The organism is Sandaracinus amylolyticus, from assembly GCF_000737325.1.
GTDB classification, from domain to species: domain Bacteria; phylum Myxococcota_A; class Polyangia; order Polyangiales; family Sandaracinaceae; genus Sandaracinus; species Sandaracinus amylolyticus.
The window spans coordinates 2186032-2198518 of record NZ_CP011125.1 but is presented as its reverse complement, the minus strand read 5'-3'; the positions used below and the strand labels follow the sequence as shown (position 1 = coordinate 2198518).

Genomic DNA, 12487 nt, shown 5'->3' with positions numbered 1-12487 from the left:
CCCGCATCAGAAGACCTGCCGCAGCTCGATCCACATCGTCCGCCCCTGGCTCGGCAGGTCGTAGCCGGCGAAGTAGGGCTCGGAGTAGCGCGTATCGAGCAGGTTCCGGATCGCGACGACGATGCGCGTCTCGCTCTCGCCGAGCACGCGCAGGTCGACGGTGCTCAGCGTGAGATCGATGAGCGCGTACGGATCGAGCGTGTACGCGCGACCGTCGTTGAGCAGCGAATTGCTCTGCGTCGCGCCGCGCTCTCCCGCCCAGCGCACGCCCGCGCCCGCGCGCACGTGGATCTCCGAGATCGTGACGTCGAAGCCGGACGCGCCGAAGATCGACGGGTACTGCGGCGGCGGTCGCGTCGAGATCCCGCTCTCCAGCACCTGCACGCCGCCGGTCACGTTCGTCCACGCGCTCAGCCGATCGACGGTGAGCCGCGCGCTGAGCAACACGCCCATCGAGGTCGCCTGCGCCTCGTTCACCGCCACGAAGTCGGTCGCGAGCTGGTTGAACACGATGCGATCGTCGACGCTCTGCACGTAGAGCCCCGCGTCGATCGCGAGCGCGCGATCGAGCAGCTCGAGGCTCGCGATCGCCTCGGCACCGGTGACGACCTGCGGCCGCAGCGGCGGCACGCCGAGCACGTTCACGTCGAAGTTGCCGAGGACGTTGTTCGCGATGCCGAACCCGCCCTGCGCGAACATCAGCACGCCCGAAGGAGTCTGGAACGCCTGCCCGCCGACGATCTTCGTCGTGACCTCGGGCGACCACTGGTAGATCACGCCCGCGCGCCAGCTCACCTGCGCCGGGTACTCGATCGGCCCGTAGCGGATCAGATCCACGCGCAGATCGCCGGTGAGGCGCAGCCCCGGGAGCTCGGTCGGCAGCGGCACGCTCGCGACGCCGAGCGACACGCCGAAGTCGGTGATCGTCTGCTCGCGATCGGTCGAGGGCGAGATCAGATCGATCGTCGCCGGCGGCTCACCACCCTCGCCCGGCGCGCTGAACGTCTGCCGGTAGTAGAGGATGTTCTCGAGGTCGACGAGCAGATCCGCCGCCACGCGGAACGAGAGCTGACGACCGAGCGGCGAGATCACCACGGCGGCGCTCGCGTTGAACGCGTCGTATCCGAACTGCGGGCGCCACGTCGCGTCGTGGTTCTGCGCGAGCGCGAGGCGCATGTCGCGCGTCGGTCCGCCCGTCGAGTACCCGACGTCGATCGTCGTCGACACGAGCTCGGACCACTCGGCCTCGTGGCGCAGATCGATCCAGAAGTTGTCGATCGCGACGCGGCTGCGATGCGAGAGCACCGAGCTCACCTGCAGCTCGGCCATCGAGTCGAGCCGCTGCACGCCGCCCTGCAGCGTGAAGCGACCGTACGCGCCGCGGATCCCGCCGAGGTGCACCTGCGCGAAGCCGCTCATCGGCGTGCTCGCGTCGCCCTGCGTGCGATCCGCGAAGAGGAAGCGATAACGCTCGAGCGTCGCGTCCTGGGAGACGAACGTCGGCGTGATCCGCAGCCCGCTGCGATCGATCCAGTCCGCGGAGAAGCCGAGCACGACGCCCCAGTCGGCGCCGCCCTGGATCGTCGCGGCCGAGAGCCCGAACCCCGGATTGCCGTTCGTGAGGAGGAAACGCCCCGCGGCCTCGGTCGTGCTCTGCTCCGTCGCGTCGCGCGTGATGACGTTCACCGTCGCGAGGAACGCGTTCGCGCCGTACACCGCGGAGAGCGGGCCCTGCACGATCTCGACGCGCTCGACGAGCTCGATCGGGATGAACTCCGAGCCGAGGAACGCAGTCAGATCGGGGAGGAACCCGACCGGCACGCCGTTGATCATCACGCGCACGATGCGCGTGCCCGCGCGCAGACCACCGGTCACGCCACGCACGCCGACCGAGGGCACGACGAGATCGTCGACGACGTAGATGCCCGCCTGCGACGCGAGCGCGTCCGCGACGGTGCGCCACCCGTTGCGCGTGAAGTCCTCGCGACGGATGACGACGACGTTGCCCGACGCGACGACGCGCTCCTCGGCCTCGCCACCGCTCGACGTCACGACGGGATCGCGGAGGAGCGACTCGAGATCGAAGTCTTCGATCGCGCCGGGATCGGGCTCGACCGTCTCGGCCGCGACCTCGGGCTCGCTCGGCGACTCGGTCGCCGCGCCCGGAGCCGAGACCACGTCCGGCTCCGACGCAGCCGCGTCGGGCTCCGACGCAGCCGCGTCCGGCTCCGACGCCGGAACGGAATCCGGCGCGCCCGAATCCGAGCCCGGCGCCACGTCCGACTCCGACCCTCCGTCGCTCGGCACGTCCGGCGACGACGGCGGGCTCTCGTCCTGCGGCGCTTCGCTCTCTGCTCGCTGCGCGCGGACCGACGGCGGCGCGCCGACGATCAGCGACGCGACCACGAAGGCCCGAGCGCACCCCCCGAATCGCACCAGGCTCCCTCCTCGGCGCGACACTCAAGATGCAACGTTCTATCGACAACGTATCCCAACGCGGGATGCGGGATCCATCAAAAAATCCACACTCACGAAACAATCTCGAGATGCGGTCTTGACGCTCTACACACCGCATAACCATTCGGGATTTTCCGTGACGCACCGAGACAGAGCACGACCATTGAGTACAATTCGGTGACAATCGCCGTGGTACCCAGGCCGCGTGGAAATCGCGGTCATCGCCCTCTACATGCTCGTGCTCGGTGTGCTCGCCGTGTACGGGTTCCACCGCGGGCAGCTCCTCTTCCTCTACTGGAAGCACCGCCACCAGGCGCCACGCCCCGCCTCGAAGTTCAAGGATCTGCCCGTCGTCACGGTGCAGCTCCCGATGTTCAACGAGATGTACGTCGCGGAGCGGCTGCTCGAGAGCGTCGCCGGCATCGACTACCCGAAGGACAAGCTGGAGATCCAGGTCCTCGACGACTCGACCGACGAGACCCGCCAGATCGCGAAGGCGAAGGTCGAGGAGCTCGTCGAGCGCGGCTTCGACGCGGTCTATCTCCACCGCACGGATCGCAGCGGCTACAAGGCGGGCGCGCTCGAGGCCGGCGTGAAGGTCGCGAAGGGCGACTACCTGCTCGTCTTCGACGCCGACTTCGTCCCGACGACGTCGATCGTGATGGACCTGATCCACCACTTCAGCGATCCGACGGTCGGCATGGTGCAGGCGCGCTGGGGCCACCTGAACCGCGACTACTCGATGCTCACGCGCGTGCAGTCGATGATGCTCGACGGCCACTTCGTGGTGGAGCACATCGCGCGCAATCGCTCGGGCCGCTTCTTCAATTTCAACGGCACCGCGGGCATCTGGCGCAAGGCCGCGATCGTCGACGCGGGCGGCTGGCAGCACGACACGCTCACCGAGGACATGGACCTCTCGTTCCGCGCGCAGATGCGCGGATGGCGCTTCGTCTACGTGCCCGACGCGCTCGCGCCGGCCGAGGTGCCCTGCGAGATGAACAGCTTCAAGTCGCAGCAGTTCCGCTGGGCGAAGGGCTCGGCGCAGACCGCGAAGAAGCTGCTCCCCGTCGTCCTCCGCGCGAAGCTGCCGTGGAAGATCAAGCTCGAGTGCGTCTTCCACCTCACGAACAACTTCGCGTACCTCTTCCTCGTCATCCTCGCGATGCTGCAGCTGCCGAACATGATCCTGCGGCAGCAGATCGCGCGCCCCGAGCTGCTCCTGCTCGACGTGCCGCTCTTCGCGCTGACCAGCGGCTCGATCGTGCTCTTCTACCTGACGACGCACCGCGCGCTGTACGGCAACCTCTGGGAGGCCGTGCGACGCCTGCCGCTGATGATGGCGCTCGGCATCGGTCTCTCGCTCAACAACGCGCGCGCGGTGGTCGAGGGTCTGTTCGGCGGTGAGAGCGAGTTCGTCCGCACGCCGAAGCACGGCGTCGTGAAGAAGACCGAGAGCTGGACGAAGGCGAAGTACCGCGCCGGCAAGAACCTCTTCTCGTGGCTCGAGTTCGGGTTCGGCCTCTACTTCGTCGCGACGATCGCGCTCGGCGTGGTGATCGGCGCGTGGGCGAGCATCCCGTTCCTCGTGCTCTTCATGGTCGGCTTCCTGTACGTCGGCGGGCTGAGCCTCTACCAGGCGCGCTGAGCGACCCGTCGGATCGAGTGGGGGGCGCGTTCCGGAAGGAGCGCGCCCCTTCTTCGTCCGTCACGCTGAGACGATCTCGTGCAGCAGTTCCTGAGCCCCGGCATCCGCGCGATGCTCCTCAGCGCGCTCGCGTTCAGCGTGATGAGCGCGCTCGTGAAGCTCGCGGGAGAGCGCCTCTCGAGCGTCCAGATCACGATGGTGCGCGGGATCGTCACGCTCGCGCTCTCGTGGTGGGCGGTGAAGCGCGCGGGGATCTCGCCCTGGGGCAACGATCGCAAGTGGCTCGTGGTGCGCGGGCTGCTCGGGTTCGTGGGGCTCCACTGCTACTACTTCGCGGTCACGCGCCTGCCGCTCGCTGACGCGACGGTGATCCAGCTGACGAACCCGCTGATGGTCGCCGTCGCCGCGGCGATCTTCCTGCACGAGCCGCTGCGCCGGAGCGATCTCGCGGGCATCGCGCTGGGCCTCGGCGGCGTGGTGTTGGTGTCGCGTCCGACGTTCCTCTTCGGCGGCGAGGAGCGCGCGCTCGATCCGATCGCGCTCGGGGTCGCGGTGCTCGGCGCGATCGTCGCAGCGTCGGTCTACGTCGTGGTGCGCAAGCTGCGCGCGACCGAGCATCCGCTCGTCGTGGTGCTGCAGTTCCCGATGCTGACCGTGCCGCTCACGCTCCCGCTCGTGATCCCGGTGTGGCAGTGGCCGACGCCGTTCGAGTGGCTCGTGCTGCTCGGCGTCGGCGTGTTCACCCAGATCGGCCAGGTGAAGATGACCGAGGCGCTGCACCTCGAGCCCGCCGCGCGCGCGACCGCGGTGAGCTACGTGCAGATCCTCTTCGCCGTGATCTTCGGCGTCGTGCTGTTCCGCGAGACGCCGACCGCGTGGACGCTCGCCGGCGCGACGTCGATCGCGATCGGCACCGCGATCGTCGCGCGACCGCGCGCACCGACGACGAGCTGATCGCTACTCGCGCGCGAGCTCGGCGACTGCCTCCTGCATCCTCTCGCGCTCCGCGTCGGTGACCGACGGGTACTGCGGATCGATCGCCTCGAGCGTGCGCACGATGATGTCCGCGACGGCCGCGCGCATGAACTTCTTGTCGTCGGCGGGGATCGCGTACCACGGCGCGCAGGGGCGCGACGTCGCGTTCAGCGCGTCCTCGTACGCGCGCATGTAGTCCTTCCAGCGCGCGCGCTCGCGGATGTCGGCGGAGCTGAACTTCCAGTTCGCCTCCGGATCGTTCACGCGATCGAGGAAGCGCTTCTTCTGCTCGTCGCGCGAGACGTTGAGGAAGAACTTCACGATGGTCGTGCCGTTGCGCGCGAGGTGGTGCTCCCACGCGCGGATCGATTCGTAGCGCTCGTCCCAGAGCCGATCGAGATCCTCGGGCAGCTCGGGCAAGCGCTGGCGATCGAGGTACTCGGGGTGCACCCGCACGACGAGCACTTCCTCGTAGTGGCTGCGGTTGAAGATGCCGATGCGACCGCGCTCCGGCAGCGCGCGCTGCACGCGCCAGAGGAAGTCGTGATCGAGCTCGACCTCGCTCGGCTGCTTGAACGACGTGACCTCGACGCCCGCGGGGTTCACGCCGGTCATCACCGCCTTCACCGTGCCGTCCTTGCCCGCTGCGTCCATCGCCTGGAAGACGACGAGCAGCGAGTGACGATCACCCGCCATCAGCCGCGCCTGCAGCTTCCGCATGCGCTCGATGGACGCGAGGAGCGCGTCGCCGTTCCCGCCGTCGTCGCGCTTGGATTTCGGCGGCTTCGTCGGCGTGTCCTTGATGCGGAAGCCGCCGTCGAAGGGGACGAGGAACTCGCTCGGGACGGCCTCGACGAAGCGGGTCTTCTTCTTGGGCATGGCGTACCGGGACGGTACCAGACCGTGCGGTAGAGTCCGCGCGTGACCGTGATCGATCCTCGCGCGCTGCGCGCGCACTACACGCACTTCGTTCGTCCGGGGCGCATCCTGCTCACCGGGCACTCACACCAGGCGTGGCCCGACGTCGCGCGCGACGCGCAGCTGCGCGCGTTCGACGACGCGGCCGAGCTCGTCGACGACAAGTGGGAGCGCGCCTTCGAGGCCGCGGAGGCGGTGCGCGTGGGCGTCGCGTCGCGCATCGGCGCGCGCGCCGACGACATCGCGCTCGGCGCGAGCACGCACGAGCTGGTGACGCGCTTCTCGTCCGCGCTGGATCTGCGCGCGCGACCGCACGTCGTGACGACGAGCGGTGAGTTCCACTCGATGCACCGGCAGCTCGCGCGCCTCGCCGAGGCGGGCGTCGACGTCGAGATGGTGCCGTGGGCGCCGGTGTCGACGCTCGCCGAGCGGCTCGCGGCCGCGGTGCGTCCGACGACCGCCGCGCTGATGGCGTCCAGCGTGCTCTTCGAGACGTCGTCGATCGTCCCGCACCTGCGCGTCGCGATCGAGGCCGCGCATCGTGTCGGCGCGGCGGTGCTGATCGACGCGTACCACGCGTTCGGGGTGGTGCCGTTCTCCGTGGGCGAGCTCGGGCCCGATCCGATCTTCGTCACGGGCGGCGGGTACAAGTACGCGCAGTGGGGCGAAGGCGTCTGCTGGCTGCGCGTGCCGCCGGACAACGCGATGCGCCCCGTCGTGACCGGCTGGTTCAGCGACTTCGCGAACCTCGCGGCGATGCGCAGCGGCGGTGCGATCGGGTACGGCGCGCGCGGCGCGGATCGCTTCGCGGGCTCGACGTACGACCCGACGAGCCACTATCGCGCGCGCGCGGTGATCGATTTCTTCGACGCGCAGGGGCTCACGATCGAGCGGCTGCGCGCGACGTCGAGCGCGCAGACGACGCGCATCGTCGCGGGGCTCGACGGCGTCGAGGTGCTCACGCCGCGCGAGCCGAGCGCGCGCGGTGGGTTCGTCGCGCTGCGCGTGCCTCGTGCGAACGACGTGGTCGGCGCGCTGCGCGCTCGCGGCGTGCTCACCGATGCGCGCGGCGACGTGCTGCGCCTCGGGCCCGCGCCGTACGTGACCGACGACGAGATCGACGAGGCGCTCGCGCGGCTGCGCGCGGTGCTGAGCGTCTGAGGAAAGACGACGGCCGCGGTCGATGGCGAATCGACCGCGGCCGTCTAGGAGGGAACGGACGAGAACGGGGAACGGACGTAAGGAAGGGAACGAACCGAACCGGAAATCAGCGGCAGATGCCGTCGACGCAGCTCTGACCCGCGTCGCACTCCGAGGCCGCCGAGCAGTCGCTCGTCGCCTCGTTCGTCGTGTAGCAGAGCAGCTCGATGCAGAACGTCAGCTGCTCGTCGAAGCGACGGCAGTCGGTCGCGTCCTCGCAGGGCGAGCGGCACACGCCGTCGCGGCACACCGCGCCCTCGGCGCAGTCGGCGTCGCGCGAGCAGATCGGGCGCGGGCGATCGTCCACGCGGCAGCGACCATCGGGACCGCAGTAACGACCCTCGCCGCACTGCTCGTCGCTGGTGCACGCATCCCAGCAGCGACCGTCGATGCACACGTCGCCCGAGGGGCACTCCGCGGTCGTCGTGCAGTCGTCGGTGCCGGGCTCCTCGCGGCAGAAGCCGTCCACGCAGATCGCGCCGGTCGGGCACGGCGTCGTCGCGTCGCAGCCGATCGTGCAGTGCTGGTCGACGCAGATGCGGCCAGGACCGCACTCCGACGAGAAGCGGCACACGTCGTCGGGCGTGCGGCACTCGCCGTCGACGCACACGCGGCCCGCCGAGCAGGGGCGCGTCTCGTCGCAGGTCGGCGTCGTCGTCGGGACGCACGAGCCGTCGATGCAGACGAGGTCCTCGCCGTCACCCTCGAAGCGGTCGCAGTCCGAGTTGTTCGTGCAGGTGCACTCGATCGACGCGGTGGGCACGGTCTCGGTCGGGCCGACGCAGAAGCCGGCCTCGCAGATGGTGCCGCGCGCGCAGTCGTCGGTGTCGTCGCAGCTCTGGGTGCAGCCGAGCGAGGTGCACGAGAGGCCCGAGGCGCAGTCGGCGTTGCAGCCGCAGTCGCCGCGGTCCGGCGGGTCCACGTCGCGACAGCCGAGGCCATCGCAGTAGTAACAGCCGGTCTCGTCGCAGTAGTAGTCCTCCTGGGAACATCCACCCAGGAGCGCGAACGTCGCGGCTGCCGCCAAGCCGAGCAAGATCGCGGAACGGGTCCTCGCCACGTGGCACCTCCCCCGCGCGGTCGCACCGCGACGGGCTGACGGCCGTTTTACCAAGAAGCGCGCCAACGTGTCGCCGCTGCGGATCGCCGACGATCCGCAGGATCTCTGGATCCGAGCCGCGCGAATGAGTGGACGCGTGTTCACACCGGGGCGCGTGAACCGGCATGACTTCGCACGGTCCACACCGCGCTACGATGCGCGCGCGTGTCTCGGGCGTCCGCTCTCGTTCTGGTGCCGATGGTGGCGATCGTCGGGTGCGGCGGCGCGATGGCGACGGCGGGCGATCCACCCGAGCGTGCAGTGCGCGCGTACGCGGAGGCCCTCGCGCGCGGAGACGCGGCCGGGACGTACGAGATGGAGCTCGACGTGGCACATCGCGATCGCGACGTCGCCGCCCAGCGCGCGCGGTTCGAGGATGCGCGCGGCGAGCTCGCCGAGGTGGGGAGCGCCCTGGCGAGCGCACCGCGCGACGCGATGCGGGCCCACGCGCGCGTCGCGCTCTCGAACGGCGAGACCGTCGTGCTCGCGCGCGACTCCGACGGCGGGTGGCGCATCGAAGGCGGCGTGCTCGGCGTGCCCGCGCTGGTCGAGCCGCGGGACGCGGTGGTCGCGCTGCGCGGTGCGCTCGCGCGACGTCATCTGCGCGGCATCGAGGAGGTGCTCGCGCGTCGCACCCGCGCCGCGTGGGAGGCCGAGGTCGCGCGCGTGCTCGAGCAGACGGCGGACGAGGACGCGCTGCGCGTGACCGTCGACGGCGAGCGCGCGTTCGTCCGCACGCCGGGCGGCATCGAGATCGAGCTCGTGCGCGAGGGCGAGGAGTGGCGCGTCGTCGACGTGCGCCCGATCGCCGCCGCGCCGTGATCAGTCGGCGTCGCTGGTGTCGCGCGCGACGAGGAGGTGCACGACCGCGGTCGCGATCGGGCGCGACTCGTCGTCGTCCTGGAACGCGCGCACGTCGACCACGACGACGCGCTTACCCTGCCGCACGATCGACGCGCGACAGAGCGTGTCGACCGGACGGCCCGAGCGCAGGTAGTCGATCGTGAACGTGATCGTGCGCGGCAGGACGATCTCGTCCTCGGCGCGCCACAGCACGTCGAGGATGGCCGTCGACTCGAGCAGCGCCGCGATGGTGCCGCCGTGCAGCGCGGGGATCGTCGCGTCGCCGATGAGCGACTCGTCGTAGCGCAGTCGACCGCGCACCCCGTCGCCGTCGGGCTCGAGCCCGAGGCCGAGGAATTGCGCGTACGGGATCGCGGCGACGAGCACGCTCGGATCCCGCGCTTCACGCGCGCGCTGGAGCAGCCCTTCGAGCGCAGCGGGCGTCACGGCGCGCCGTCCTTCCTCTTGCGCGCCTTGCGCGCGAACGTCGCCGCGACCGACGCGATCGGATCGTTCGCGTCGTGCACGTACGCGGTGCCGCGCACGAAGCACACGTGGCGCGTGATCTTGAAGCAGTGCGCGTGCGCGATGACGTCGGCGCCCGGGATCGCGGGCTTGAGGTAGTCGATGCGCAGATCGAGCGTCGCGATCGGCGAGGGCCCGCCGAGCGCGATCATCGTCGCGAACCCACACGCGGCGTCCATCAGCGACGAGACCGCACCGCCGTGCATCACGCCCGTCGCGGGATTGCCGACCAGCTTCGCGTCGTAGGGCAGGCGCATCCACACCTCGCTCGCCGCGTAGTCGATCACCTCGAGCCCGAGCGCGCGGTTGTGCGGGATGCGGGCCTGCATGCCCTGCGTCATCACCGCGCAGACTTGCGCCTTCTGATCCGGCGGGACGTCGAGCCTCATGCGTTCGCTCCCTCGAGCGCGATGCCGAGCTCGCGCAGCTGGCGATCTACGTTGCCCGCCCAGTCCTTGTTCGCCGCAGGGCTCGCCGGGCTCGGATGGAGGATGCAGCCGATCGTGATCGGCGTTCCTTCGCCGAGCGTGCGATGCGCGCGCTGCTCCGCGAAGCCGCCGACGCCGACGACGTACCTCGGGCGCAGCGTCTCGACGATGCGGCCGAGCGCCTCGTCGCACGCCGCGAAGAGCGGCTCGCGCTCGCTCGCGCGCAGCTTGTCGGGCGTGAGGTTGCGGCTCGACGCCTCCATGAAGACCAGCGGGCACCAGTTCCACACGAAGAAGCGATCGAAGAAGCGCTCCGCGGTGCCGAAGCGATCGCGCGCGAAGCCCCAGAAGCGCGTCCCGCTCACCTCGCTGCGCGGGCACGCGAAGCCCAACACGAGGCGCTGCGGGTGCTGCTTCTTCGGGCGCGAGACGTCGCCCGTGATGCCGAGGAAGTCGCGCACCATCGCCACGTCGCCGAAGGGCACGCCGGTCTGCGCCATCCCGAACGGCCCGGGGTTCATCCCGAGCATCAGCACCTCGCGCGGCGCCTTGCTCCCGTAGCGCTCGAGGTACGCCTCGTGCGGCGCGCGCGCGTACTCGAGCGGGTTGTAGACGTACGCCACGGGCTCGCCGAACGAGAGGCGCGAGACCTTCTTGCCGAGCTCGCGGCTGATGCGGACGAGCGGCGAGACCGTCGGCATCTCATGCCTTCGCACGCAGCACGTCGACGCGCACCTCGGGGCGCGGCACCGACGCGATCCCGGTGCGCTCGAGGTGCGCGCAGACCTGCAGCACGGTCGCCTCGTCCCACGCGTCGCCGAGGATCTGGAGACCGATCGGCATCCCGCGCGCGTCGCGGCCGATCGGCGCGCTCGCGGCGGGCAGGCCGGTGAGGTTGCCGAGGAACGCGTAGCGGCACGCCGCGTCGAGCTCGACGGTGTCGGCCATGCCCTCGAGCACGTCGCTGTCGCTCACTGCCGGCGCGGTGCGCCCCGCCGTCGGCAGCGCGAGCACGTCGACCTCGCGCAGCAGCGCGGCGGTGTCGCGACGGAGGCCCGCGCGCAGCTGCTGCGCGTCGAGGTAGTCGTCCGACGCGAACGTGCTCATCACGCGCAGCAGCAGCTGCAGGTCGGTGCCGAGCTCGCTCCACGACGTGCGTCGCTCTTCGATCATCGCCGCGTGGGTCTCGAGGCCGATCGTCAGGTAGCCCATCGCCGGGGCCCATCGCGCGAGCGGAAGGCGCACCGGGACGATCACCGCGCCTTCGCGCTCGAGCGCGGAGAGCGCGTCGCGACAGCCCTTCGCGACCTCGGGGTGCGCGTCCTCCATCTCGCCGTCGATCACGCCGATGCGCAGGCCGCGCACCCCGCGCTTCATCGCGCCCTCGAGGAACCCCGGCACGAACCCGGGGTTGCCGTCGGTGAGCACGTCGTCGGGATCTTCGCCGCTCGTCGCCTGGAGGAAGTGCGCGAGGTCGAGCACCGACGCGCCGAGCGGGCCGACGTGCGCGACGGTGCCGCCGAAGCCGTCGCCGCGGCGCGAGATGCGCCCGAACGTCGGCTTGATGCCCCAGATGCCGTTGAACGACGCCGGCGTGCGGATCGATCCGCCTCCGTCGCTGCCGAGCGCGACCGGCGCGAGCCCGACCGTCACCGCGACCGCCGAGCCCGTCGAGCTGCCGCCCGCGGAGCAACGCGTGTCGTGCGGGTTGCGCGGGAGCACGCGCGTCGCGCTCACGCCGAGCGGCGTCATGCCGTACTCGGTCATGACGGTCTGGCCGATCACGATCGCGCCCGCCGCACGCAGCCGCGCGACGGCCGTCGCGTCGACGACGTCGGTGCGCGCCGGACGCGCGGTGCCGAGGCGCGCGCCGTGCCCTTCGAGGTCGACCTCTTCCTTCACCGGCACCGGCACTCCGTCGAGCGGGCCGAGCGGCTGTCCTGCGCGCCACCGCTTCGCGGAGGCCTCGGCGTCGCGCAGCGCGCGCGCTTCGTCGCGGTAGAGCAGCGGATCCATCGCCGGCGCGCGCGACGCGAGCGAGCGCGACGCCTCGAAGCAGCGTCGCGCGACCTCGACGGGATCGAGCGCGCCGCTGCGATAGAGCGCGGTGAAGCGCGCCGCGGTCGGCGCGTGCGCGCGATCGACGTCCGGGAGCGGCAGGTCCTCGCTCGCGCGCTTCGGCGGCAGGCGCGCCTGGAGCGGGCGCGCCGTGAGCGGCATCGGACCGCGCACGCGCGCGGGCAGCGCGCGGAGCTCGTCGATCTTCAGGTCGCGACGCATCAGCGCGGCGACGACACGGCGGACGGGATCGGCGTCGGTGGCGCGCACCAGCGCGCGGAGCGCGCGACCCGAGATGCGTGGAGGCGGCGGCAACTTCATCGCGGGCGACCTTCG

11 protein-coding genes are annotated in these 12487 nt (G+C 70.9%); 4 read left to right on the top strand and 7 right to left on the bottom strand.

Going from position 1 to position 12487, the window contains the following annotated elements; genetic code table 11:
- Positions 1-6 precede the first annotated feature (6 nt).
- Entirely contained in the window at positions 7-2436 is a 2430-nt protein-coding gene (locus DB32_RS09260) for a TonB-dependent receptor plug domain-containing protein (protein ID WP_157068888.1), read from the bottom strand.
- A gap of 226 nt (positions 2437-2662) precedes the next feature.
- Here DB32_RS09260 and DB32_RS09255 point away from each other — a divergent pair, with 226 nt between their 5' ends.
- The gene (locus DB32_RS09255; protein ID WP_205627039.1) at positions 2663-4105 is read left to right on the top strand and encodes a cellulose synthase family protein; all 1443 of its coding nucleotides are present in this window, start codon (positions 2663-2665) and stop codon (positions 4103-4105) included.
- A gap of 78 nt (positions 4106-4183) precedes the next feature.
- Entirely contained in the window at positions 4184-5059 is an 876-nt protein-coding gene (locus DB32_RS09250; protein ID WP_053232053.1) for a DMT family transporter, read from the top strand.
- 3 nt (positions 5060-5062) lie between these two features.
- On the opposite strand, the gene DB32_RS09245 is transcribed toward DB32_RS09250, so the two are convergent.
- Positions 5063-5959: a PPK2 family polyphosphate kinase gene (locus tag DB32_RS09245; RefSeq protein ID WP_053232052.1), complete on the bottom strand. Its 897-nt coding sequence runs from the start codon at positions 5957-5959 to the stop codon at positions 5063-5065.
- Positions 5960-6001: 42 nt separating this feature from the next.
- Here DB32_RS09245 and DB32_RS09240 point away from each other — a divergent pair, with 42 nt between their 5' ends.
- On the top strand, positions 6002-7159 hold the full coding sequence (locus tag DB32_RS09240; RefSeq protein WP_157068887.1) for an aminotransferase class V-fold PLP-dependent enzyme: 1158 nt from the start codon (positions 6002-6004) through the stop codon (positions 7157-7159).
- A 106-nt stretch (positions 7160-7265) separates the two neighbouring features.
- On the opposite strand, the gene DB32_RS09235 is transcribed toward DB32_RS09240, so the two are convergent.
- The gene (locus DB32_RS09235) at positions 7266-8258 is read right to left on the bottom strand and encodes a DUF7107 domain-containing protein (protein WP_169791385.1); all 993 of its coding nucleotides are present in this window, start codon (positions 8256-8258) and stop codon (positions 7266-7268) included.
- 204 nt (positions 8259-8462) lie between these two features.
- Here DB32_RS09235 and DB32_RS09230 point away from each other — a divergent pair, with 204 nt between their 5' ends.
- The gene (locus DB32_RS09230; RefSeq protein ID WP_157068886.1) at positions 8463-9119 is read left to right on the top strand and encodes a hypothetical protein; all 657 of its coding nucleotides are present in this window, start codon (positions 8463-8465) and stop codon (positions 9117-9119) included.
- On the opposite strand, the gene DB32_RS09225 is transcribed toward DB32_RS09230, so the two are convergent.
- The 4 genes from DB32_RS09225 to DB32_RS09210 are packed head-to-tail and all read right to left on the bottom strand — an operon-like array spanning position 9120 to position 12472.
- A complete protein-coding gene (locus tag DB32_RS09225; RefSeq protein WP_053232049.1) occupies positions 9120-9587 on the bottom strand; it encodes a PaaI family thioesterase in 468 nt (155 codons plus the stop codon).
- Entirely contained in the window at positions 9584-10054 is a 471-nt protein-coding gene (locus DB32_RS09220; protein WP_075097487.1) for a PaaI family thioesterase, read from the bottom strand. Before DB32_RS09220 ends, DB32_RS09225 begins: the two co-directional genes overlap by 4 nt.
- Positions 10051-10794 (bottom strand): uracil-DNA glycosylase family protein, encoded by a 744-nt coding sequence (locus DB32_RS09215; RefSeq protein WP_053232048.1) that lies wholly within the window; start codon positions 10792-10794, stop codon positions 10051-10053. Before DB32_RS09215 ends, DB32_RS09220 begins: the two co-directional genes overlap by 4 nt.
- A 1-nt stretch (position 10795) precedes the next feature.
- On the bottom strand, positions 10796-12472 hold the full coding sequence (locus DB32_RS09210) for an amidase (protein WP_053232047.1): 1677 nt from the start codon (positions 12470-12472) through the stop codon (positions 10796-10798).
- Positions 12473-12487: the final 15 nt, after the last annotated feature.

Coding starts and splice junctions, on each gene's coding strand:
- DB32_RS09245 (WP_053232052.1), bottom strand. CDS start 5,959: ATGCCCAAGAAGAAGACCCGCTTCGTCGAGGCCGTCCCGAGCGAGTTC.
- DB32_RS09220 (WP_075097487.1), bottom strand. CDS start 10,054: ATGAGGCTCGACGTCCCGCCGGATCAGAAGGCGCAAGTCTGCGCGGTG.
- DB32_RS09215 (WP_053232048.1), bottom strand. CDS start 10,794: ATGCCGACGGTCTCGCCGCTCGTCCGCATCAGCCGCGAGCTCGGCAAG.
- DB32_RS09210 (WP_053232047.1), bottom strand. CDS start 12,472: ATGAAGTTGCCGCCGCCTCCACGCATCTCGGGTCGCGCGCTCCGCGCG.